At 61.4% G+C, this 21,055-nt stretch carries 24 protein-coding genes; 8 read left to right on the top strand and 16 right to left on the bottom strand.

The window, feature by feature from the left end:
- Positions 1–64 precede the first annotated feature (64 nt).
- Positions 65–451, bottom strand: a complete 387-nt coding sequence (locus MAFF_RS38470) for a hypothetical protein (protein WP_176478091.1) — start codon at positions 449–451, stop codon at positions 65–67.
- 642 nt (positions 452–1,093) lie between these two features.
- Here MAFF_RS38470 and MAFF_RS32125 point away from each other — a divergent pair.
- Positions 1,094–1,405, top strand: a complete 312-nt coding sequence (locus tag MAFF_RS32125) for a transcriptional regulator (RefSeq protein WP_010915206.1) — start codon at positions 1,094–1,096, stop codon at positions 1,403–1,405.
- A 106-nt stretch (positions 1,406–1,511) separates the two neighbouring features.
- On the opposite strand, the gene MAFF_RS32120 is transcribed toward MAFF_RS32125, so the two are convergent.
- The 6 genes from MAFF_RS32120 to MAFF_RS32090 form a co-directional block, all read right to left on the bottom strand.
- Entirely contained in the window at positions 1,512–2,126 is a 615-nt protein-coding gene (locus tag MAFF_RS32120; RefSeq protein WP_010915205.1) for a LysE family translocator, read from the bottom strand.
- 296 nt (positions 2,127–2,422) lie between these two features.
- On the bottom strand, positions 2,423–3,259 hold the full coding sequence (locus MAFF_RS32110) for a DMT family transporter (RefSeq protein ID WP_010915204.1): 837 nt from the start codon (positions 3,257–3,259) through the stop codon (positions 2,423–2,425).
- Positions 3,256–3,837: a TetR/AcrR family transcriptional regulator gene (locus MAFF_RS32105; RefSeq protein ID WP_010915203.1), complete on the bottom strand. Its 582-nt coding sequence runs from the start codon at positions 3,835–3,837 to the stop codon at positions 3,256–3,258. Before MAFF_RS32105 ends, MAFF_RS32110 begins: the two co-directional genes overlap by 4 nt.
- Positions 3,838–3,974: 137 nt before the next feature.
- Positions 3,975–4,427: a hypothetical protein gene (locus MAFF_RS32100; RefSeq protein ID WP_010915202.1), complete on the bottom strand. Its 453-nt coding sequence runs from the start codon at positions 4,425–4,427 to the stop codon at positions 3,975–3,977.
- Positions 4,428–4,516: 89 nt separating this feature from the next.
- Positions 4,517–4,879 carry a DoxX family protein gene (locus MAFF_RS32095; protein ID WP_010915201.1) on the bottom strand — a complete coding sequence of 121 codons (363 nt, stop codon included), beginning with the start codon at positions 4,877–4,879 and terminating at the stop codon, positions 4,517–4,519.
- 30 nt (positions 4,880–4,909) lie between these two features.
- Positions 4,910–5,332, bottom strand: coding sequence for a VOC family protein (locus MAFF_RS32090; RefSeq protein ID WP_010915200.1), 423 nt, complete (start codon positions 5,330–5,332; stop codon positions 4,910–4,912).
- Between the two features lie 204 nt (positions 5,333–5,536).
- On the opposite strand from MAFF_RS32090, the gene MAFF_RS32085 reads away from it, so the two are divergent.
- Entirely contained in the window at positions 5,537–6,307 is a 771-nt protein-coding gene (locus tag MAFF_RS32085) for an AraC family transcriptional regulator (RefSeq protein WP_010915199.1), read from the top strand.
- 36 nt (positions 6,308–6,343) lie between these two features.
- Here the strand turns inward: MAFF_RS32085 and MAFF_RS32080 are convergent, their stop codons facing one another.
- The 3 genes from MAFF_RS32080 to MAFF_RS32070 all read right to left on the bottom strand — a co-directional run bounded on the left by MAFF_RS32080 (position 6,344) and on the right by MAFF_RS32070 (position 8,518).
- Positions 6,344–7,192, bottom strand: a complete 849-nt coding sequence (locus MAFF_RS32080) for a 23S rRNA (adenine(2030)-N(6))-methyltransferase RlmJ (protein ID WP_010915198.1) — start codon at positions 7,190–7,192, stop codon at positions 6,344–6,346.
- A 62-nt stretch (positions 7,193–7,254) separates the two neighbouring features.
- Entirely contained in the window at positions 7,255–7,860 is a 606-nt protein-coding gene (locus MAFF_RS32075; RefSeq protein ID WP_010915197.1) for a hypothetical protein, read from the bottom strand.
- Between the two features lie 19 nt (positions 7,861–7,879).
- The gene (locus MAFF_RS32070) at positions 7,880–8,518 is read right to left on the bottom strand and encodes a TetR/AcrR family transcriptional regulator (protein ID WP_244420662.1); all 639 of its coding nucleotides are present in this window, start codon (positions 8,516–8,518) and stop codon (positions 7,880–7,882) included.
- Between the two features lie 124 nt (positions 8,519–8,642).
- Between MAFF_RS32070 and MAFF_RS32065 the strand changes: the two genes are divergently transcribed.
- The 4 genes from MAFF_RS32065 to galE all read left to right on the top strand — a co-directional run bounded on the left by MAFF_RS32065 (position 8,643) and on the right by galE (position 12,246).
- Positions 8,643–9,113 carry a carboxymuconolactone decarboxylase family protein gene (locus MAFF_RS32065; RefSeq protein ID WP_032929584.1) on the top strand — a complete coding sequence of 157 codons (471 nt, stop codon included), beginning with the start codon at positions 8,643–8,645 and terminating at the stop codon, positions 9,111–9,113.
- A 96-nt stretch (positions 9,114–9,209) separates the two neighbouring features.
- Positions 9,210–9,383 carry a hypothetical protein gene (locus tag MAFF_RS39515; RefSeq protein WP_157866109.1) on the top strand — a complete coding sequence of 58 codons (174 nt, stop codon included), beginning with the start codon at positions 9,210–9,212 and terminating at the stop codon, positions 9,381–9,383.
- Positions 9,384–10,177: 794 nt separating this feature from the next.
- Complete coding sequence (locus tag MAFF_RS32060; RefSeq protein ID WP_010915193.1) at positions 10,178–11,218, top strand: UDP-glucuronic acid decarboxylase family protein; 1,041 nt, start codon at positions 10,178–10,180, stop codon at positions 11,216–11,218.
- The gene (galE, locus tag MAFF_RS32055; protein ID WP_010915192.1) at positions 11,215–12,246 is read left to right on the top strand and encodes a UDP-glucose 4-epimerase GalE; all 1,032 of its coding nucleotides are present in this window, start codon (positions 11,215–11,217) and stop codon (positions 12,244–12,246) included. The genes MAFF_RS32060 and galE overlap by 4 nt, the downstream gene beginning before the upstream one ends.
- 1 nt (position 12,247) lies before the next feature.
- On the opposite strand, the gene MAFF_RS32050 is transcribed toward galE, so the two are convergent.
- From MAFF_RS32050 to MAFF_RS32035, 4 genes are all read right to left on the bottom strand, one after another.
- Positions 12,248–12,661 (bottom strand): hypothetical protein, encoded by a 414-nt coding sequence (locus MAFF_RS32050; protein ID WP_044549888.1) that lies wholly within the window; start codon positions 12,659–12,661, stop codon positions 12,248–12,250.
- 418 nt (positions 12,662–13,079) lie between these two features.
- Positions 13,080–13,553, bottom strand: coding sequence for a DUF995 domain-containing protein (locus MAFF_RS32045; protein ID WP_244420661.1), 474 nt, complete (start codon positions 13,551–13,553; stop codon positions 13,080–13,082).
- Between the two features lie 515 nt (positions 13,554–14,068).
- On the bottom strand, positions 14,069–14,479 hold the full coding sequence (locus MAFF_RS32040) for a hypothetical protein (RefSeq protein WP_244420660.1): 411 nt from the start codon (positions 14,477–14,479) through the stop codon (positions 14,069–14,071).
- 300 nt (positions 14,480–14,779) lie between these two features.
- Positions 14,780–16,654: a glycosyltransferase family 2 protein gene (locus tag MAFF_RS32035; protein WP_010915188.1), complete on the bottom strand. Its 1,875-nt coding sequence runs from the start codon at positions 16,652–16,654 to the stop codon at positions 14,780–14,782.
- Between the two features lie 619 nt (positions 16,655–17,273).
- Here MAFF_RS32035 and MAFF_RS32030 point away from each other — a divergent pair.
- Both MAFF_RS32030 and MAFF_RS32025 read left to right on the top strand, forming a co-directional pair.
- Complete coding sequence (locus MAFF_RS32030) at positions 17,274–18,197, top strand: glycoside hydrolase family 26 protein (RefSeq protein WP_044549886.1); 924 nt, start codon at positions 17,274–17,276, stop codon at positions 18,195–18,197.
- Between the two features lie 67 nt (positions 18,198–18,264).
- Positions 18,265–18,783, top strand: coding sequence for a DUF995 domain-containing protein (locus tag MAFF_RS32025; RefSeq protein ID WP_044549884.1), 519 nt, complete (start codon positions 18,265–18,267; stop codon positions 18,781–18,783).
- Positions 18,784–18,872: 89 nt separating this feature from the next.
- Here MAFF_RS32025 and MAFF_RS32020 read toward each other — a convergent pair whose 3' ends face one another.
- Both MAFF_RS32020 and MAFF_RS32015 read right to left on the bottom strand, forming a co-directional pair.
- Positions 18,873–19,322 (bottom strand): DNA polymerase III subunit chi, encoded by a 450-nt coding sequence (locus MAFF_RS32020; RefSeq protein WP_010915185.1) that lies wholly within the window; start codon positions 19,320–19,322, stop codon positions 18,873–18,875.
- Between the two features lie 9 nt (positions 19,323–19,331).
- Positions 19,332–20,843, bottom strand: coding sequence for a leucyl aminopeptidase (locus MAFF_RS32015; protein ID WP_010915184.1), 1,512 nt, complete (start codon positions 20,841–20,843; stop codon positions 19,332–19,334).
- Positions 20,844–21,055 lie beyond the last annotated feature (212 nt).

The following is a 21,055-nucleotide window of genomic DNA, read 5'->3' as shown; positions in this document are numbered from 1 at the left end:
CCGGACAGCTTCGATCCAGAGCGTCAGAGCGTCCTTGCGGATACGCGACGCCCCAACGACCGGTCTACTTCTTGGCCGGAGCCTTCGCCTTCGCAGGCGCTGCCTTGGCCTTCGGCGCGGCGGCTTTCTTCACCGCGGGCTTCGTCGCGGCCGCTGCTGCCTTCGCGGCCGGCTTTGCCGCTGCTTTCGCTGCCGGCTTTGCCGCTGCCTTCGCGGCGGGCTTTGCCGCGGCCTTGGCGGGCGCTGCTTTCTTGGCCGCGGGTTTTGCCGCTGCCTTGGCCGCAGGCTTCTTCGCAGGTGCTGCCTTAGCCGCCGGCTTTGCCGCGGCCTTGGCGGGCGCTGCTTTCTTCACTGCGGGCTTTGCCGCAGCCTTGGCCGCCGCCGGCTTCTTGGCCGGTGCTGCCTTGGCCGCGGGCTTTGCCGCCGCCTTCGCAGGCGCTGCTTTCTTCACTGCTGTTGCGGCCTTCGCCGCGACTGCCTTTGCGGGTGCTTTCTTTGCCGGTACCTTGGATGCCGGCGCTTTAGATGACTGCTTAGCCATGTCATGCCCCTTCACGTTGTGCCGTTGGCCGTGAATGACCCCGGCGCGCAATGCATATCTGACTCGCGGCTCGCTAGCCAGCGAAGCAATGGTATGATTTTCTCAGCTTAAATTTTGGTTGAGATCGATACACGATCGCACTCATCATCGCAAAAATCGGCTGCTGATCTTCTTATATCGCCAGCGATTTCACACCGGCATTCTCGATGCGAACCCGCCATGAAGCCACGAAGATTAGCGAGCAGCTTCACGCACGATCTTCATCCGCGAATATCACGACCCGCCACCTCATCGAAGCAATCATCTTCTACGAGCGAACGATCCATGCGGATAACGAGCGCGACGCGACGACCGATCTGAAGATCACCTTGTCAAGCGTACTTCCATCACCCGCGGCAGATTGACAGACAACTCTGCAAGGCAGAGTATTCTGCCTGAAGCTGGAGCTGGCGATTTGATTTCGATCACACGGAGGCAACTGACGGAGCCGCGACCCGCAATCGCCGGGCCATATAGCGACAGTCCAGGGCTTTGCCGCAGTGGAGCCTATCGGTGAGCGCCGACGACATCATCCATCAGAGCACACGGCTCAGGATCATGGCCATCCTGAACACGTTGGAAAGGCGAGAGGCGCTGGAGTTCACCCAGTTGAAGGCCATGATCGAAACGACCGATGGAAATCTCGGAGCGCACATCGATACGCTGGCCAGAGCGGGCTATGTCGATGTTGAAAAGCTTTTCGTCGGGCGACGGCCGCAGACCCGGGTCAAGGCAACGACGATCGGGCGGCGGGCCTTTCGCGGCCACATCGCTTTTCTTCGCAAGATCATCGATCAGACCGAGGCGGCGCAACGCAGGAAATAGCGCTGCGATTGAGCACTCTCCAACCCTTTGCGTTGGCGCGCCTTCCAAGGCGAAGCGCTATGCGCTTTTCCCGGGAAAGCCGTTTCACATTGTTCCTGGAATTGCTTTAGCGCGTGGCGACCACGGCAACGCCGGCGCCGATCATGACGCCCCCCGCCGCGCGGTTGACCCGGCGCACGATCCTGGGCGTGCGCAACAGGCTGCGGGCGCGGCCGGCAAGGAGGACATGCCCGCCGATCACCACAATCTCGACAGCCAGGATCACCGCGACGAGGATGCCGAGATGCGCTGGTGTGAGCGAGGCACCGACGACGTTGGGCAGCAGCGCCACATAGAACAGCGGCATTTTCGGATTGCCGAGATTGAGCGCGACACCGGTGGCGAAGATCGTCAGCAGCCCGCGCCGGCCGGAGACGGGCTGGAGCTCCGGCACGACGGGCACGGCCGTCCAGAGCTTGACGCCCATCCAGATCAGATAGGCCGCTCCCCCATAGCGAAGCAACGTCATGACGATCGCCATCTTGGCGGCGACGATCGACAGGCCGAAGGCTGCGAGCATCAGGAAGATAAGAATGCCTACCACCGTGCCGGCGCCATAGGCGATGCCCGACGCGGCGCCGCTGGAGATCGTGCGGGCAACGATGGTCATGTTGTCGGGGCCTGGGCTGGCGGCAAAGACGAAGAAGGCGGCCGCGAAAGCAAGGATGGTGGCAAGGTCCATGAAGGCTCCCGAAAGTCATGTGTTGCTCTCGGGTGTCCAGGTTAGCCGATTTGCCTGCCGGCGATAGCCTGAAAATTCAGGGCCTCCGTGACACCAGCAGCGCGGCCGCGGCGGATGCCGCGCCGAACAGGCAGGTGCCGCTCCAGCCCACGCCGAATAGGCAAGTCCCGCGAGATCCCAGCCGCAGGCGCCGCCGAGAATCATCGTCGCCATGAAGATGGCGTTCAGGCGGCTGCGCGCGGTTGGATCGAGAGCATGGATGCGCGCCTGGTTGGCGGCCTGCGCATGCATTGTCGTCACGATTGATAACCGAGGCAGATGGCGCCGAGCGCGACGACGGCGCAGGCGCCAACCCGCCGAGGCGTCAGCGTCTCGCCAAGAAACAGCCGGCCGATGAAGGCCGCGAAGACGACACTGGTCTCGCGGATCGCGGTGATCGGACCGGCCGGCCCGAGCGCGAAAGCCGCGACCACGACGCCGTAGGCCAGAAGCGCGAACAGGCCGCCGCCCAATGCCTTCCAGGTTTCCGGCGCTCGCGGGTCGACAGGAAGCCGGCCGCGGCAAGCGACGAAGGTCGCCGGCAGCAGGGCTCCATAGGCGAGCAGCACCCAGGCGGTGTAGGCGCCGACATTGCCCGCCGCACGGACGCCGATCGCATCGACCGTCGCATAGACGGCGATGATTGCTCCCGTTGCCAGGGCATAGAGGATCGATGTCGTGGCGGCTCTTCCGCGTCCAAGCGACAGACCCATGATGCCGCCACCGACCAGGACAACACCGACGGTCTCCGGAACGGTAAGCTGTTGGCCGGCGAGCAGGAAGCCGCCAAGGGTGACGAGCAGAGGCACGCTGCCGCGAACAATCGGGTAGACCTGTCCCAACTCGCCATATCTGTAGGCAGCCACCAGAAACACGCTGTAGCCGACCTGCAGGCAGGCCGAGAGCCCGACATAGGGCCAGGCCGACGTGGCTGGAAAGCCGTTGAAGATGGCGAGAGGAATGGCCAGCGCCGTGTCGGAGAAGCTCATGACGGTGACTGTCCACAACCTGTCGGCGCCGGTTCGCAGAAAAGCGTTCCAGCTTGCGTGCAGGATCGCCGCGAAAAGCGCGAGCCCGATGACCAGCGGGCTCATTGCGGCCTGCGCGAGGCGGCGATGATGTCGAGGGCGGTCTTGCGGGCTTCACGAAGGGCGGTGTCAGCCTGCCCCATCTGCGCCATCAGGGTGGCGCCTTCGATCAGCATCAGCAGCGTCGCCGCCACGTTCTCGGCCCGCCCGCGCGGCATCACCTCCGACAGGATCGACCGCATGCGCTGCCTCAAGCCATTCTTCTGCCTGGCGACAGCCTGGAACACCGGATGCCCGGGATCGCCGAATTCGGCCAGCGCATGCGCGAACAGACAGCCGTGGAAATCCGGACTGCGGAACCAGCGCCCATGCCAGTCGAAAATCTCTGCGATCTTCTGCTCCGGCGTGATGCTCTTTTGGGCAAGCTTGTCGAGTTGATCGTCAAAACGCCTGGCGCGGTAGTCGAGCACCGCGACGATCAACTCGTCCTTGCTGGGGAAATGCCGGTACATCGTCATCTTGGCCACGTCGGCCTCGGCGATGATCCGATCGACGCCGGTGGCATGGAAGCCGGCGCGCTTGAATAGCGCATAGGCGGTTTCGACGACATGCTGGCGTTTGTCGGAGACAGGTGACGGCGTCATGATGCGCACCATGTGATGAGACAGGTCTGTCCCATATTCATGTGACCAATCTCACCTTCTGTCAACACGGCACAGAAAACGCCTGCGGCTGATCCAGCCGCAGGCGCCACATCAAAATCGAGAATGGAAGGCTGCGTCTAGCGCAGGACGCGGCAGCGGCCGTTATAGACCATCCAGCGGTCGAAGCCCGAGACACAGAATTCGACATTGTCGCCGATCGAGGCAAAGCCCTGGCCTTCCTCGATCAGGTACCAGATGGTCCGGTCGCGTCCGTCGGAGAGACTGACAGTGGCGCCGCAATAGCGGCGGCCGATCGGCCAGGTGTCGTTGGCCGGCAGGTAGCGGTGCTGGTGAATGCGCCGGAAATCGGTGATCTGCACGTCCGGCAGATGCGGCACGTGATGCACCTGATGGGAGAAGCGGCTGGTGATCTTGCTCAGCACCCAGGGCTGGCCGCAGACGCCGCCATCGTCATCGGAATAGACGGCAAGGTCGGCCGCTTGCGCCGCGTGGGTGATACCGAGAGGCGCGGCAAGCGGGGTGCAGAGCGAAATCAGGGCGGCAAGTGCGGATTTGGCGAAGCGAGTCATGGCAGCCTCTCAAGGTCGATTGCGCGCACTGTGCGGATTCGCTTGGCGGCGGTCAAGCGGTTGCCGAAACAATGGTTTCCAGAACGAGACTAGACGGTTGCCGCAAGCAGCAATCCGCCAATAACGGCGAAGTTGACCAGAAAGGCTGATCGCAACGTCTGCCGTTCCAGGCCCTCACAGGCCCAGAACCGCAGCAGGAGCATGTTCACCGCCAGCGTAAACACGACCAGCGCGCCGGCGGCGAAAGGCACCGCAATGCCCACGGCAACCAGCAACCCGGCGACGATCTCCAATGCTGAGCCCGCGGCGAGCAGGAAGGCCGGAGCCGGAAATTGCCGGGCAGCCAGATACTCGGTCATTGGCTTGAACTTCACGAAATGTTCGACGCCGGCCCATACAAACACGCCGCCGATCAGAAGCGCGCCCAGCGCCTGAACCGCTTGAGCGAGCATGCCAACCCTCCCACCAGATGCCTGCAGGGTTCAGTCCTCGGGAAGAAAGGCAGGGTTGAAGACGACTTCCCAGAGATGGTCATCCGGATCCTGGAAATAGCCGGCATAGCCACCCCAGAACGTCTTCTGGGCCGGCTTGACGAGGCGCGCGCCGGCGCTAATGGCCTGCGCCATCACGGCATCGACTTCGGCCTCGATCGTGACATTGTGACCGATGGTGAATTCGGTCGGGCTGCGGCGGGTTTGGGCGATGCCGGCGTCACGGGCGATGTTGGAGCGCTCGAAGATCGCGAACTTCAAGCCGTTCCGCAGATCGAAGAAAGCGACGGCACCGTGCTCGAACTCCTTGCCGATGATGCCTTCGGTCGGAAATCCCAGTCCGTTTCGGTAGAATTCGAGCGACGTTTCCAGATTGTCGACACCAAGCGTGATGACACTGATGCGAGCTTTCATTTTGGTTTCTCCTTTTTATATTCTGGGCTTGCACGGCATCGGTGACCTCGGCGCCGATGTGGCCGCGATGACACCGAAAAGCTTCGTGCAGGTTTGCCATGGCGGGAGCGGCATGCATTGAAGATTTCGGCCAAAATGGCCCGGACCCGAATGACGAGCCAACGAGAAGACCAAGGGCCGCGCAGACTGACGAAAGCTTAAAAGATGGAAGCTGTACTGGCGCAGACCACCGGCTTTTTCCAGGAACGCCCCGCAGACAGGCGGCTGGCTACCGTTTTCACGTCCGTCTGGGTCCACCGCATGCGGGACCGGGATGCTCCACCGGTCGTGATAACGCCGGATGCGACGATCGACTTGCAGTGGATCGATGGCCGGTTCCGGATCGCGGGACCGGACCGGGAGCCACAGATCGAGACACTGCCGTCAGGAACGACGATTGTCGGATTGAGATTCCGGCCAGGGGCGGCCGCCGGCTGGCTAGGCGTGCCGGCTAGCCAGATCGTCGGAGAGCGCCTTGACCTCGGTGACCTCTGGGGTATGCGGGCGCGCCATCTGGCAGGCAACGTCCGCGCCGTGCCCGACCTCGCCGGCATGGTGGGACAATTGCAGAAGGCAATCGGCGCACACACGCAAGACCACCACCATGCGCCCGATGCCGTCATGGGCTTTGCCTTTGACGTCATCGACCGGGGTCTGCCGGCCGACAAGCCGCTGGTGCCATTCCTGCTACGCACCTTGCATATGAGCGAGCGGACGCTGCGTCGGCGTTTCGAGGGGAGTTTCGGCTACGGCCCAAAGACGCTCGACCGCATCCTGCGCTTTCACCGCTACCGACGTCTGAGGCAGGCATCCAGCGATACCTCGGTCGCAGTGTTGGCGATCGAGGCAGGCTATGCGGACCAGGCCCATCTGATACGCGAAAGCAGGCGGCTATCCGGCATCACCCCGGCGGCGCTGGTTGCCGCTGGAGTATAGCGGCGTCCCGGCCAACCCGGCCGAAGCCATGCCCGCCTACTCCCCCGCCAGCCATTCCAGTGACCAGTGCGCCGGCTTTTCCACGGCGAGCAGTTTGTGCAGGGCCGGCAGCACGGTTCGCAATTCGCCTTCCAGCGTGAAGGGCGGGTTGACCACGACCATGCCGCTGCCATCGAGGCTGGGCTCCGAAGATGCCGGCCTGATCTCGAATTCTATGTCGAGGATTTTCGGGATGCCGGATTGCTTCAGCGCCTTCCTGAAGGCGATCACCGCCTTGCGGTCCTTGATCGGATACCACAGCGCATAGATGCCGCCGGGCCAGCGCCTGTGCGCCCTGATGAGCCCTTCGACGAGGCGGCCGAACTCGCCCTCCTCCTCGAAGGGCGGATCGATGAGCACAAGGCCGCGCTTTTCCTTCGGCGGCAGATGCGCGCCGAGCGCCAGCCAGCCATCGAGTTCCATCACCCGCACCTGGAAGTCGCCGGCGAATTCCGCCTTCAGTCTGGCGGCGTCTTTCGGGTGCAGTTCGATCGCCGACAACCGGTCCTGCTTGCGCAGGAGATGGCGCGCGAGCAGCGGCGAGCCCGGATATTTCTTCACGCCGTCCCCGGGATTGAGCGACCGCACCGCTTCCAGATAGGGCGCCAGCAGCGCACCCGCCCTGGCGTCGAGCGAGGCATCGATCAGCCTGCCGATGCCGCCCTGCCATTCGCCGGTCTTCTGCGCCTCGAGCGACGACAGATCATAGCGGCCAATGCCGGCATGGGTGTCGACGACGCGAAAAGCCTTGTCCTTCTGCTTGAGATAGTCGAGCAGCCGCGTCAGCACGACATGCTTGACGACATCGGCGAAATTTCCGGCGTGGTAGGCGTGGCGGTAATTCATGATCTGTTGCCGTTACGCATGTCGTTACCCCAAAACCGCTGCACACTTTTTGGCGACATGCGTCAACCCCTGCCCCAACGCGGCGGCGGTGGTTGCGAGTTCGGATTGTCCGGCCGGCCGCCACCGGAACGCAGGGACAGCAGGAAGCCGATCAAGCCGACCGCCATCAGAGCGAAGCCGACCGGCCGCGCGCGCCGGTCGGTTTCGCCGACACCGGAGCGCAGGATGAGATCGACCGCCCGCATCGGGATGTCCTCTGCGTCGCCCGGACCGGCGGTGAAGACATAGGGACCGGAATTGACGCTGGCGATGACGCCGGCCTCGTCGCGAAAGATCTTGTCGGGCAGCTGCGGACTGGCCTGGCGTGGATTGTCGACATGGTTGAACTGCAACGTCGAGGCAAGCACCGTGCGGCCATTGCTGGCGGCGGTCAGCGTCAGCACCGTGCGCTGCTGCGAAACGATGCGTTCGGCCCGCGCGGTGAGATCGACAAGGACCCGGACCGGCGCGTCGCGGCCCGAGAGCGACACGATCAACGGCTTGAAGCGGCCTTGCTCATAGACCCGCCAGGTGCCGATCTCGCGGCCGGAAAAATTGGTCATCGCCCAGGGATATATGAGGCCGATGCCGGTGCCGGCCAGCAGGATCAGGACAAACAGAAAGCGCATTCAGACAGCCACCTCGTCATCACACCTTGCCGGACAACTGGCCAGCGTCGGCACCGTCGCGCAGGCGTTCCATTTCGTCCAGCAGCATGTCGAGGCCGAGCTCGAATGTCTTGTCGAATTCGGCGGTACCGAAAAAGCGCCCGGCGGCCATGACATTGGGAAAATCCCGGGCCAGTTGCTCGTCGCTGACCGTGTTCACCGCCGACGGACCCTTGGCATAGCCCGCATTCTCATCCAACACCGCGCCCATCAGATAATAGCCGACGGCGCGAAACAGCCGCGCGCTGAGTTCGGTGTCAAAGCCGCCATCCCTGAACAGGCTCAGAATGCCGTTCAGCCATGCAAGGCAGATCGGCGAGTTCATCCGGTAGGTGACAAAGAAAGTGGCATAGGCGGGATGGTCGCGGCCGATGCTGCGAAAATCCTCGATGGCGATACGCATTCTTTGCCGCCATGGAAGGCTGGCGTCGGGCATTTCCAGCGCACCGACCAGCCGGTCGACCAGCGCTTCGTGCAAATGCGCCACCGAAGGAAAATGGTGATAGATGCTCATCGCCTCGCAGCCGAGCGCCGCCGCTAGCTTGCGCATTGAAAAGCCAGCGAGCCCCTCCTTCTCGATCACCTCGAAGGCCGCGTCCTCGATCATTTCGCGCGACAAGCGCCCGCGCACTCGCTTTTTTTTGATTGACGTGTCCATTGCGCCGCTTGACAACTTACACTGTAAGGTTCACTTTCCGCACCACCTTACATCGTAAGGCTAACAAAGACCAGAGGAGAATGTCATGTCTAATTATCGCATTCTTTCATCCGTGCTTTCATCGATACACCGCGGCTGCCTGCTCGCCGCCGCCGGCTGTGCGCTGGCCCTGGTCGCGGCACCTGCCTTTGCCGACGACTATGATGCAACGCTCAAGGATATCCAGTCGACCATGGGCGGCGTACCGAGTTTTGTGAAGCAGTTTCCCAAAGCCGGTCTGCCCGGCGCCTGGGCCGAGGTCAAGGCCATCGAGCTCAGCGACAAGACGGCGCTGCCGCCAAAGGTCAAGTCGCTGATCTCGCTTGCAGTGGCGGCGCAGATTCCGTGCAACTATTGCGTCTGGTCGGATACGCAGGACGCCAAGCGCGCCGGCGCCACCGACGAGGAGATTCAGGAAGCCGTGGCGATGGCTGCACTGACCCGCCATTGGAGCACCATTTTCAACGGCATGCAGGTCGATTTCGACACATTCAAGAAGGAGATGGGCGGGCAGTAGGCTGTCCGACCTGGAACTGGTCGGCCGCCTCCAGGTCGATCCATGCCCAACCGACAAAAGAACAATGCGACCGTTTTGTCGTGCTTGAGCCAGAGGATGGCCGCAGATGCGACCATCCTCTGGCTCAGGCATTTTACGACCGGTTGTGCCGAGGTGCCGTTGCGTGCATACGCGATCGCGCAATGGACGGCGCTCTCTACCTATGCGCTCAATGCCATTGTGGAAATCATCGATGTTACGGCATGGAATGGACACTTGCGCCTTTTCTGACCAAATGACCGACGATCCGCGCCATGCGAGTGAGAGGCCTTATGCACATAGCCTTCGAGCAGTTCGATGGAACAAAATCGCGGTCAAAATCCGCCCTGACGCAGCGGTTCTCCATTCAGTTTTTGGCTCTCGGCTTTCTCTTAGCTATAAATGGCTGCGATGCCTCCGATTTTCGCAGAGAAATACTTGCAAAGTATTCGCATCCCGACGTTTATGTTTGCAGCCCAAGCGGCTTTGGCCAGCAGTCTCATTGTGAACTGAAAATTTGACACCCGCAGGGATCGCCTAGCTCTGTTCTTCATCTAAGTATATTTCCTCGGACACAGACTGAGACGCGCGATGGAGTGGCGGCCTCGGCATCCGCTGCCCCGGCATTGCATCAGCGGCCGCCCCAAACCATTGACTTGCAACGAATATCTCCCCGAACGCTCACAGTCCGGCGTTGCGAAGCCGAGCCATCGAAGGTTAACCATTCGCAAATTGCCATAGTTAAGAAACCACTAATTTAGTTGACTATGATCTCCACAGGTATATTTTTAGTGCGTTGGGATGTGCAATTTGGGCGAGCAATCGACGATGATGGCACTGTACGTGTGATCGCGATTTTGGGGCTTGGAGACGGGTGAGCGGCAGCACTTAAACCGTGCGGCACCGACCCGGCGAACCCAGAGAACAATTAGCGCACATCAATGAACAGCGAATCCGCTGATGCGGAGGGTTTGTCACTTTCTGAAGGCGTCGCCGGGCTGTTGTCCCGGCGCGGCGATAGCGTGCGGGTTGCGTAGGGGAAAAGCATGAGCAAGATCATCAAGGTTCTGAAGCTGGGATCCGGGATCGGTCAAAGGGAGCCTCACCAAAAACGACGTCGCGCCCTGGTTGCCGGGGGCGCAGGCTTCCTGGGGTCGCATCTGTGTGAACGCCTGTTGCGGGACGGGTATGACGTCGTCGCGCTGGATAATTTCCACACCGGCAAGAGATACAATCTCAACACCCTTCTGCGCGATCCCAGATTCACCTGCATCGAGCACGACATCGTCGATCCGCTGCCTGCCGGCCTTGAGGTCGACGAGATCTACAATCTCGCCTGCCCGGCCTCTCCGGCGCACTACCAGGCTGATCCGATCCATACGTTCAAGACAAGCGTGCTCGGTTCGCTGAACCTTCTGGAACTCGCGCGCCGGAGCAATGCCAAAATATTCCAGGCCTCGACTTCGGAGGTATATGGCGACCCGTTGGTGCACCCACAGCCCGAGAGCTATTTCGGCAACGTCAACACGCATGGACCACGGTCCTGCTATGATGAAGGCAAGCGTTCGGCCGAAACCCTGTTCTTCGACTATTCGAGGACATATGGGCTCGACATCCGCGTTGCCCGCATCTTCAACACTTACGGCCGCCGCATGCAGCCCGATGATGGGCGCGTGGTCTCGAACTTCATCGTCCAGGCCTTGCGCGGCGAAGACCTGACCGTGTATGGCAGCGGCCTGCAGACCCGCTCCTTCTGCTACGCCGACGACCTGATCGAGGGCTTCATCCGGCTGATGAATGCGCCGCATGCGCCCGCCCATCCGGTCAATCTCGGCAACCCCGGTGAATTCACCATCATGGAACTCGCGACGCTGGTCGTCGGCTACACCAACTCGAGATCGAAAATCGTGCATCGGCCGCTGCCGATCGACGATCCAAGGCAGCGCAAACCGGATATTTCCTTTGCCAGGGATAATCTCGGTTGGGAGCCGAGGATCAACCTGGCCCAGGGGCTCGCCCATACCGTCGACTATTTCGACACCCTGCTCTACGGCAGCCGGATGATCACCGGGGCCGCGGCTTCATGAGCCAACCGGCGATCCTGGTGACAGGTGGGGCGGGCTTCATCGGCAGTCACACCTGCAAGCTGCTGGCCGCCGCCGGCTATCTGCCCGTGGCTTTCGACAATCTGTGCCGCGGCAACCGGAAATCCGTCGCCTGGGGTCCGCTGGTCGTCGGCGATATCCGGGATCGGGATGCGCTGCGGGCGGCGATCGGGACGTACCGGCCGATTTCCGTCATCCACTTCGCGGCGCTGGCCTATGTCGGGGAATCCGTTCAAGAGCCGGCCGATTACTATTCGACCAACGTGACCGGGACCATCGCCGTGCTCGACGCGGCACGCGCGCACGCCATCGACAACATCATCTTCTCCAGCAGTTGCGCTACCTACGGTGTGCCGGAGGCGTTGCCCGTTCGCGAGACCTCCTTGCAAAATCCAATCAGCCCTTACGGGCGCACCAAGCTGATGGGAGAGCAGATCATCGGCGACTATGCGTCCGCCTATGGGATGAAATTCGCGATCCTGCGCTATTTCAACGCCTGCGGCGCCGATCCCGACGGCGAACTCGGCGAGTGGCATTCACCCGAAACGCATCTGGTACCCAGGGTGCTGATGGCGGCGTCCGGCATCATCGACGAAATCGAAGTCTTCGGCACGGATTATGACACGCCGGACGGCACCTGCGTGCGCGACTATATCCATGTCAGCGACCTGGCCCGCGCCCATCTGAAGGCGCTCCAGCACCTCGAGGGCGGCGGACAAAACCTGGCGGTCAACCTTGGCACAGGGCGCGGCGTATCCATCAGGGAGATCATACAGGCGGTCGGCCGGATAACCTCAAGACCGGTTCCGGCCGTCTTCAGAGACCGGCGCCCGGGAGATCCGGCAGAGCTCTATGCCGATCCGGGCAAGGCGCGCGCGCATCTTGGCTTTGTGCCGCAGCTTTCCGACATCGACACGATCGTCAGGACGGCGGCGCCATTCTTCGGATTGCGGACAAAACCGATGGAATTGCCGCCAAGCAAGGCGGCAGCATCCCTCGCTGCTGGCTAGATCAAAAATAACGCGGGTGGCAACTGGCGCGCTGGCCAAATCCGCTGGGGCTGCAGATATAGGGCGAACTGCCCGGAAACGACCCACCAATGGCCGGATTGTAGGCGATCTTCCCGGCTCCCGGCGTGCCGATTTTGATCGGCTGCGGTGATACGAAAGCGTGGTCAATTTCGGTCGACCCTGTCGTGCTCGTCGTCAGAAGCTCAGGCTCGATTCTAAGCGAATGAACCGTGGACATGACGTAGACCGGCAGGACCACAGGTTTGCTGCGGAGCGCGTGGACCACAGGCTTGAGTGCGACCGCATCGGTTTTGGTCGCATCCAGGGCCTGACACCCCGAGATCATCGCCGCGGCCGCAACAATGCATAGACTGTATTTGCCTGGACGAAATGCGCCCATTGCGCAATTGCTCATCACGTATCCCCTCTTATCAAGCCAAGGGCGAGGTGCGGCATTCTATGCTGTCGTTGCCTTCACGCCGCATGAGTAGCCGCCTGCCACTTACAATCACGCCGAATATTAGACAGTGCTTATTAAACAAACCGTGCAGTTAGGCGCAACCTCTCGCCGTTTTTTTAGGATTGAATGCAATTCATCGAAGATCGGTGCGCCGGCAACTCCGGTCGGACCCCACCCTCAGCCTTCACGATAAGTGATTCGTAAGTTCCCGGACAGGCTCCCACCGGCAGCCTGCCGTCGAACCAGAGACCGATTTGACTGTCTGCCAACTCGCCACAATGGGACGGAGCAGGATCGCGAAACCCAGCCGCGACAACTTCAATCCGGCCACGCCGCAAGGCACCATCGGGCTCAGTTTGGCTGGAGATACGACCTAATTCTTGGAATCGATCAGCTTGCGGGTCTCTTCGAACTGCGCGCCCTTGGTGTCGCCCACTTCGAATTTCCGGTATTCATCGGAAAGGTCCTCGGGGGTTCGTTTGAAACTGTACCAGTCCCCGTCCGGATCCTTGCGCTGCTCGATGGTCCCGCCCCTGACGCGGTGGCTATAGCAGATCCGCTGCTGCTTGCCCTTGTAGCTCTTGGACCGCCAGGCGGCGTCCATGCACATCTTGCCGTCTTTCGTCACCAGCCACCTGCCCTCGGCGACAGAGGCTGAATCCTGCCCCGAAGTCCAGGCCCGGAAGGGGCGGCCGGTCCGTCCAAAGTAGGCTGCTCCATCTTTCCACAGCCATGTGTGGTCGGTGTAGAGACGCTGCACCTCGAAAGCCGTCGGCACGGTAGCGTCGGCTTCAGCAGGCTTGGCGTTCTTTTCGTTGGCCGCTTGAGCCGCTCCGGAAAGCGCCAACTGACCACAAACGACCAGCAGGGGCAAAAGCCAGGAACGCCTGGCAGACTGGCCGCCTTCCCGCTCACGATTTGTGCAAGGCCAAGGCAATCCGGTCGAAACTGTCAGCGCAATCAGCGGTCGCATTTCGGTTTTCGTACCCCGATCCAGCATAGCGCCGACACGACCATGACGCAGGACGCCCACTTACGAAGCGTTCTCTCCAGCGACACAATGCTGGATTTCCCAGGTCGCGCGGTCAGCAGTTGACTTTGCGAGCATTAACAGCCGGGCAAAGACCGATGTCAATCTTTTGCGCCGCAAAGAGGCGCCACAGGCCGAGGGATCGACAAGCCCCGGTAAACCAGGCCGGCCTGAGGCTTCGACGTCAGGCCACGAGAGCCGATCGAAGACGATCCGAAGACGCTTGTCGATTGGTATGGGCGCGAATGGAAATCCGGGCGCAGGAGGTGACTGGCGCGACCCGTGCCGCCTGACCTCTCACGCCCGGATTCCGGCCCCCAACTGAACTCTTGCTAGCGGGCGCGGCATGTCGCGCGCTGGCCAAATCCGCTTGGACCGCAGATCCAGGGCGAATGGCCCAGGAGCGGGCCAGCATTGCCCGGCCTGTAAGAAACCTTCACCGGCGCCGGCGCGACGATCCTGGCCGGCTGCGGCCGCACGAAGGCGGCGTAGGCCGTCTCGGTCGTGCGCGTGACGCTGGTCATCTGCATGAGGCGCTTGTGGTGGAACACGCGAACCTGCTTCTTGCCGACGGCGTGGATTTTCTTGGCGGATGCATGCACCGCAGGCGTGCCGGCGAGTGAGCCGGTCGTGGTCGCGTCCATGCTCTGACAACCGGAAACGATCGACATCAGTGCAATGGCGACTATAGACCAGGCGTTTTTTCTGCCTTTGGCAGCCAAATCCCTCATCAACTTGTTCATCACCTATCCCCTGCCGAGAAATGCAATTCGATTGGACGCGGAGATATTTTTCTTTGGTGTCTTCCGCGCCGCGTGAACAGCCAACCGCCACTCACATCATGTCTGAATATTAGGGGATACTTATTAAAATTCGCGCAAACGGCATGGTCAGAGCCGCCTTTCAGCGCTCGATCGGATATTATTAAAATTTGATCTTATTTGCTCGTGACTGAAGCCGCGGCACGTCGCCGGCCTGCAATCGAAGCCGTCCATCAAGGTGAGTGCAGTCAGGAGAGCTCTTTGCGCGGATGAAGCTGGGCGTCAGCGCCGCGCTTCCCAACCCGGATCGAAGTAGAAATTGCGGGTGCCGATGTTGCCCTGGCCGGCGCCGGAAACCACATAGGCGATGCGCACGATGCGGAAGCCCCCCACTCCCTGCTGCAGCCCGTAGACGCCCTCCATGCCACGATCGTAAAAACCCATGGCCGGCACGGCAAGCGCCAGCATAGTGAGCGATGCCTGAAAGGCGAGTTTCGCGGCATTGGCACGCAGCGGGATCCGGTTCTCGATGACATGCCTTACAACGATGACCAACACCAGAAGCCCGTAGAGGAAGGCGTTGAGGGCAGCGAACCAGTAGAAGCCGGTGGCGTCGAAGGGGTGGTCGATGAGCAGGACAGGCAGCGCCGCACCGACCGCCAGCACCACATAAGGAACGAAGGCGCGCAACGGAATCAGGCTCTTTGGGCCACTGCCTTTTGGCGTGACGCGAAAATCCACGAACGACTTGGTCAGATAGTCGCGCACCGACGACACCGTGCCGACCAGCACCCACGGCCAGCGGGCGAAGAAGAGGAACAGCGTGCCTTCCCAACTTATCGTCTTGGCCGTCATCGGCCGCGAGAGGCCGAATGCCTTCAGCATCATGACCAGGCCAACCAGGGCGACGGCGTTGGGCAGGTAGTAGAAGAGGAAGTCGGCATACATGACGTTGGCAAAGTTGCGCCCGGTGAACAGCGCATACGTCGGCATTGCGTACATCAACAGCGCAAAGACGGCGAACAGCGGATACCAGAGCTGGCAGAACAGGAACTGGAACCGCAGTCTCGGCGACAGTTTGGGAAAGTATGTGGGCGAATATTCGAGCAGGATCGTCATCAGGCTGCGCGACCACTGGAATTCCTGGGTGACAAGATCGGCAAAGGTTTGCGGGCCATCGCCATGGGCAATAGCGTCCATCGCATGCACGCCGCGCCATCCGGCCGCGTTGATCAGCATCGAGGTGGAATGGTCCTCCGCCAGTTCCGGGCCGAGACCGCCCGCCTGCTTCAGTGCCTTGGTTCGCACCGCATAGTGTGAGCCGATGCAGAGCGGCGCCCCGCCGCCGGTATGGCCGGATTGCAAGGGGCCGTGGAACATCCCTTCCGGAAACAGCCGGCCGCGCGCCGACCAGCTTTCGGCGGCATTGTTGTCGCAGATGCTCGGCGCCGAGACATAGCCGACCGCGGGATCGGCGAAGGGATAAAGGATTTCCCTGAGATAGGTCGGCGTCGGCACATGGTCGGCGTCCATCTGCGCGACGAAATCGTAACGCTCATAACCATAGTGGTCATAGAAGAAGGCCAAGTTGCCTTCCTTGCAGCGCGTGCGGCGCGGCCATGTCTTGCGATGGTAGTCTTCCCTGCCGCGCCGCGTCGATATCAGCACGCCGCGGGCATCGCACCAGCGAACCGTCTCCTCGGAAGGATCCTCGTCGGCCAGCCAAGTGTCATGCGGATAATCCTGCGCGAGCATTGCTTCCAACGTGCGCGCGACCACGGCGAAGGGTTCGGATGGAGCCTTGGTCACCACCATGGCGACTCGCGAACTCTTCGGGACGCTGTAAAGCTTTGAAGGTTTCCGTGACGCGTGCACGTTGAGCAGGAAGTACATCGGCATCAGGGTCAGCCAAGCCAGCACGAGCGTGGCAAAGGTGAATGGTCCGATGTGTTCGATATGTTCCGGCTTTAGCCACCAGACCCAGAAAAAACCGAGAGTGACGAACCAGAAAGCCAGGCCTGTCCGCAGGATCCATTGCTGGATCGGAGAGAGTACGGGCACGAGAAAAGGAGCCTTCTCAGCCGAGTCGGCCAGAACTGACCCGGGCCGCCTTGCCTGTCTGATCGTACGGCTGATGATGCCTACGTCTAAACCCATACCCTTACGCCGCCACTTAGGGCTGCAGCCAACGATTGCCGCAAGGCCCCTTAAATCCCCGCAGCAGAATCGGCCGTCGCTCCGTTAGTGTCAACTAAATTAAATATTGCTTAACCGTGCTTCTTCAGCGTTGGTTAACCTAACCCCTTGAACGGGAGCCCAAACTTTCGGCACGGGGGCCAATGGCCGGCTCCGGAATAGACGTTCGGTGAAATTTTTCAGCGTTGGAAAATAGCCGATGGGCCAAAGGCTCCCGGCGGGATTCAGGCAAGGCCGGCCCGTTAACCATGCCCAGCGAATCATGATTAAGCAACCGTTAATTGTACTTGACTCTCTATGACGATCGGCTCTTAAATTAGCCCGGGATAATATATCGGAATATGACGCGAATTTGTGAGTATCGCGGCGAACCTTTTCTCTTGAGCTCCTCGTGCCGGCGTCTTGAGAGATGATTTTTTTGGCGGGAATCCGTGCGCAGCACTCCCGCCAATCGTCGCTCCGAAATCCCGCAGATTCCGCCGATAAAGCCGATCGGGTTTTGGATGGTAGCGTCGACCACTTGTCGACGCGTGGGCGAGGCTTCGACTTCCGCAGGATATCGAAGCCATGGGAGATTATCATGAAACATATCGCAGTAAGTGCGCTTGCGATCGCGTTGGCCTTGGGCGGCAGCGCCGCTTTGTCGACTTCGGCTGGCGCCGGCTCGGCAGCCGCGACGGATCCCGTTCAGACGAGCAGCGCCGCGTCGGCGTTCGGATCCTATGACCCTTACGGCGACTTCAGCGCCGACAAGACCGCCAGCATCGAGGAGTTGTTCCTACCTTGGGAAGACGTCGATCTGGCGACCCTTCCCTTGGCCGATGCCTATGCCCTTCAGCGAAACCGGTCGCTCTTGATCACCATCGAGCCTTGGACCTGGTCAAAGGATTGGCGTATCACCCCGAACGAACTGCGCGACGGTATATTGAGCGGCAAATATGACGCCAACATGCAGGCGATCTGCGACCTGGTGGGGGCCATGAAGAGCCCCGTCACCATTCGTTGGGCGCAGGAAATGGAGGACAAGAACGGCCGCTTCACCTGGGCCAACTGGGCCCCCAAGGATTGGATCGCCGCCTACAAGCGCGAGGTCGATCTCTGCCGCAAGGCTGCTCCGGCCGCCAAATATATGTGGTCGCCCAAAGGCGAAGAGGGTCTGGAGAAGTATTACCCCGGCGACGACTATGTCGACGTCATCGGCCTGTCGGTATTCGGCCTGCAGAAAAAGGACAATGACGAGGCCGGCCGTGACCGTACCTTCGCGGAGAGCCTGAAGCCGGGATATGACCGCGTCGCGGGCTTCAACAAGCCGGTCGTGGTGGCGGAACTCGGCTATGTCGGGAAGCAGGACTATGTTTCGCAATGGGAGGCCGATTCCCGCAAGTCCTATTCGGAGTTTCCGGCCCTGACCTCGGTCGTCTACTTCAACCAGAAGGAGGTGTGGCCATGGCTGGGCGTCTATGGGCTGCCCGATTGGAGGGTTACCCAGCACGTCCTGCCCTAGGCGTACTTTGTCAGGTTCAAGTACAAGCGTAAAAACTGAGCGTAGCGTAAATTGTAGGGGTGGGGTCGTGAAACGAGTATTGGGGAATTCCATTGGAACGGCACTTGCCTGTTCCATAGCCGTCTTGGCTTTCCAGCTTCCGGCAACATCCAAGACGGCGTCGCAAACCGCTGACCTGGCCATGAAGGCCGAGGCGGTGCCTGACGAGGGCATCTACCAGATGTACCAGAACCGTTCATGGCTCTGGGGTGGAAATGGTGCGGGCTATTTTGCCGTTCAGCGCCGTCAATTCAGCGCCTGGACTTCGGACAACGGCAAGCTGGGTTATGGTGACGGGATCTGGTTCATTCCCGGCGGCGGCAAGCTTTGCTTCCGGGCAAAATGGCATGGCGCGGGGGGTGACTCCAACGCCCTCACCTGCTTCGAGCATCGCCAGGCCGGCCGGGTGCTCTACCAGCGCAAATTACCGGATGGCGACTGGTACGTCTTCCGAAGTTCGCATCGCAACCTGGGGGACGAATTCATGAATTTGAAACACGGCGACTACGTCAGCTGGAAAGAGAAACGGATCAAGGCACAAGAGTAGCCCTATCGTCCGCGGCAAATCGCCGGCTGAAGCGCGTCGCATCGAATGGGTTTATGCGACGCGCTTCAGCCATTGTTCCGTGCATGGCATCAAGCCTTGCGCTCCCAGCGGCGGTCCGCTGTCTGCTGCCAGTAGGTCACGGCATGGCCCGCGTCCTTCATCGTCTTCCAATGCCCCCTCGCCGCCTCGACCTGGGCGGCGTCATGGCCATCGAACAGGAACACGGCACGCTCGTAGCCGGCAAGGTCGGACGGTACCGCGCCGTCGACCAGGAACCTTATTTTGGCCTCATTGGGATTGCCGTCGCTGGTGGTCAACAGGATAGGCTGCTCGTCGGGATAAGCCTCGCGATCGGTCGCGTGCGCCAGGAAGGAGTCATCGCGGAAGGTCCACAGATGCTGGTCGAGCGCGTCGCGCCGTTCCTCGGTGCCGGTCTGCACCACGGCGCGCCAGCCACGATCGACGCTGCGCTCGAGCAGGCCTGGCAGCGCCTCCTCCAGGGTCGATTCGGTCAGATGGTAGAACAGCACGTCGGCCATGGATCAGGGTCAGCTCTCGTAGTGATCGCGCACCAGCCGGTCGAGCAGCCGCACGCCGAAGCCTGAGCCCCAGGACTGGTTGATCTCGCTCGACGGCGAGCCCATGGCCGTGCCGGCAATGTCGAGATGCGCCCAGGGCGTGTCCTTGACGAAACGCTGCAGGAATTGTGCCGCGATGATGGCGCCGCCATAGCGGCCGCCAATGTTCTTCATGTCGGCGTTCTTGGAATCGATCAGCTTGTCGTATTCGGCGCCGAGCGGCATGCGCCACAGCCGCTCCTGCGTCGCCTGCCCTGCCGCCGCAAGCCTCTCCGCCAATTCGTCATTGTTGGAGAACAGGCCGGCATAGTGCAGGCCGAGCGCGACCATGATGGCGCCGGTCAGCGTCGCCAGATTGACCATGAATTTCGGCTGGAAGCGGTCGTTGCAGTACCACAGCGCATCGGCCAGCACGAGACGCCCCTCGGCGTCGGTGTTGAGCACCTCGATGGTCTGGCCCGACATCGAGGTGACGATGTCGCCGGGACGCTGGGCATGGCCATCGACGGCGTTTTCGACCAGGCCGATAATGCCGACGACATTGGCCTTTGCCTTGCGCGCGGCCAGCGCATGCATGAGGCCGGTCACGGCGGCAGCGCCACCCATATCGCCCTTCATATCCTCCATGCCCGAAGCCGGCTTCATCGAATTGCCGCCGGTGTCGAAAGTGACGCCCTTGCCGACGAAAGCGATCGGCCCGTCCTTGGGTTTGCCGCCGTTCCACTGCATGACGGCCATGCGCGCGCCGCGCGGCGAGCCTTGCGCGACGCCGAGCAGCGAGCCCATGCCGAGCTTCTTCATTTCCTTCTCGGTCAGGATCTCGACCTTGACGCCGAGCGTCTCGAGTTCCTTGGCGCGGGCCGCGAACTCGACCGGTCCCAGTATATTTGCCGGTTCGTTGACAAGGTCGCGCGCCAGAAGCACGCCGTCGATCACCGCCTCGGCATCGGCGAAGGCCTTCTTGGCGCCTGCCGGGTCGGCGGTGTGGATGGTTATCTTGACCGGCTTCTTCGGATCGGCCTTTGCGTCATCCTTGTCCTTGCTGGTCTTGTATTTGTCGAAGGAATAGCTGCGCAGGAGAATGCCTGCCGCAAGGTTGGCGGCGTCCTTGCCGTCAATCGAAGCGCCGACCAGGTCGAGGACCACGGCGACATCGGTTGCCTTGCGCAGCGACGCCGCAATGGTGCCACCGAGTTTCAGCCAGGCATATTCATCGAGCCCGGCCGCCTTGCCCGCGCCGATCGCGACCAACCTGTCGAGCGACGTTCCTTCCGGCGCCAGTATCTCGACGACGCCGGCGAACTTGCCGGTGAATTCGGCCACCGGAAAGGCTCGTTCCAATGTCTTGCCGGGATCGTAAGCCCTGGCCGCATCGCTCAGGCCGCCGTCATCCGCCGACAGCACGAAGACCGTGCCCTTCCTGTTCGCCGCCGTCTGAGGCGCGGCGAATTTTGCAAAGGCGATCGATGGTCTCGGGTTCATCATGTCCTGCTTTCGGGGATGGCGCGCGAAGCGTTTGAAGCGATCCGCGACATTTGGTCGTTTTCCGGCATTTGGCAAGACTTTGCCAAAATGGCTACCCATATGACAGTTGGAATCGATGGCGATTCGTCGCGGCACGGCCCCGCTTCATGCCGCAACCTGTTGTTAACCATCGATGTTCGCCCTTTCTTATCCATTCCCTCCGACACTCC

Source organism: Mesorhizobium japonicum MAFF 303099 (assembly GCF_000009625.1).
Classification (GTDB): Bacteria; Pseudomonadota; Alphaproteobacteria; order Rhizobiales; family Rhizobiaceae; genus Mesorhizobium; species Mesorhizobium japonicum.
This window is presented reverse-complemented; position numbering and strand designations above follow the sequence as displayed.

Bases quoted from the DNA above. Each gene is read 5' to 3' on its own strand.
- MAFF_RS32030 (WP_044549886.1), top strand. From the start codon at position 17,274: ATGAAACATATCGCAGTAAGTGCGCTTGCGATCGCGTTGGCCTTGGGC.
- MAFF_RS32015 (WP_010915184.1), bottom strand. From the start codon at position 20,843: ATGAACCCGAGACCATCGATCGCCTTTGCAAAATTCGCCGCGCCTCAG.
- MAFF_RS32100 (WP_010915202.1), bottom strand. From the start codon at position 4,427: ATGACTCGCTTCGCCAAATCCGCACTTGCCGCCCTGATTTCGCTCTGC.
- galE (WP_010915192.1), top strand. From the start codon at position 11,215: ATGAGCCAACCGGCGATCCTGGTGACAGGTGGGGCGGGCTTCATCGGC.
- MAFF_RS32105 (WP_010915203.1), bottom strand. From the start codon at position 3,837: ATGACGCCGTCACCTGTCTCCGACAAACGCCAGCATGTCGTCGAAACC.
- MAFF_RS32035 (WP_010915188.1), bottom strand. From the start codon at position 16,654: ATGGGTTTAGACGTAGGCATCATCAGCCGTACGATCAGACAGGCAAGG.
- MAFF_RS32080 (WP_010915198.1), bottom strand. From the start codon at position 7,192: ATGAATTACCGCCACGCCTACCACGCCGGAAATTTCGCCGATGTCGTC.
- MAFF_RS32075 (WP_010915197.1), bottom strand. From the start codon at position 7,860: ATGCGCTTTCTGTTTGTCCTGATCCTGCTGGCCGGCACCGGCATCGGC.
- MAFF_RS32110 (WP_010915204.1), bottom strand. From the start codon at position 3,259: ATGAGCCCGCTGGTCATCGGGCTCGCGCTTTTCGCGGCGATCCTGCAC.
- MAFF_RS32040 (WP_244420660.1), bottom strand. From the start codon at position 14,479: ATGAACAAGTTGATGAGGGATTTGGCTGCCAAAGGCAGAAAAAACGCC.
- MAFF_RS32050 (WP_044549888.1), bottom strand. From the start codon at position 12,661: ATGAGCAATTGCGCAATGGGCGCATTTCGTCCAGGCAAATACAGTCTA.
- MAFF_RS32020 (WP_010915185.1), bottom strand. From the start codon at position 19,322: ATGGCCGACGTGCTGTTCTACCATCTGACCGAATCGACCCTGGAGGAG.
- MAFF_RS32065 (WP_032929584.1), top strand. From the start codon at position 8,643: ATGTCTAATTATCGCATTCTTTCATCCGTGCTTTCATCGATACACCGC.
- MAFF_RS32095 (WP_010915201.1), bottom strand. From the start codon at position 4,879: ATGCTCGCTCAAGCGGTTCAGGCGCTGGGCGCGCTTCTGATCGGCGGC.
- MAFF_RS32085 (WP_010915199.1), top strand. From the start codon at position 5,537: ATGGAAGCTGTACTGGCGCAGACCACCGGCTTTTTCCAGGAACGCCCC.
- MAFF_RS32120 (WP_010915205.1), bottom strand. From the start codon at position 2,126: ATGGACCTTGCCACCATCCTTGCTTTCGCGGCCGCCTTCTTCGTCTTT.
- MAFF_RS32090 (WP_010915200.1), bottom strand. From the start codon at position 5,332: ATGAAAGCTCGCATCAGTGTCATCACGCTTGGTGTCGACAATCTGGAA.
- MAFF_RS32060 (WP_010915193.1), top strand. From the start codon at position 10,178: ATGAGCAAGATCATCAAGGTTCTGAAGCTGGGATCCGGGATCGGTCAA.
- MAFF_RS39515 (WP_157866109.1), top strand. From the start codon at position 9,210: ATGGCCGCAGATGCGACCATCCTCTGGCTCAGGCATTTTACGACCGGT.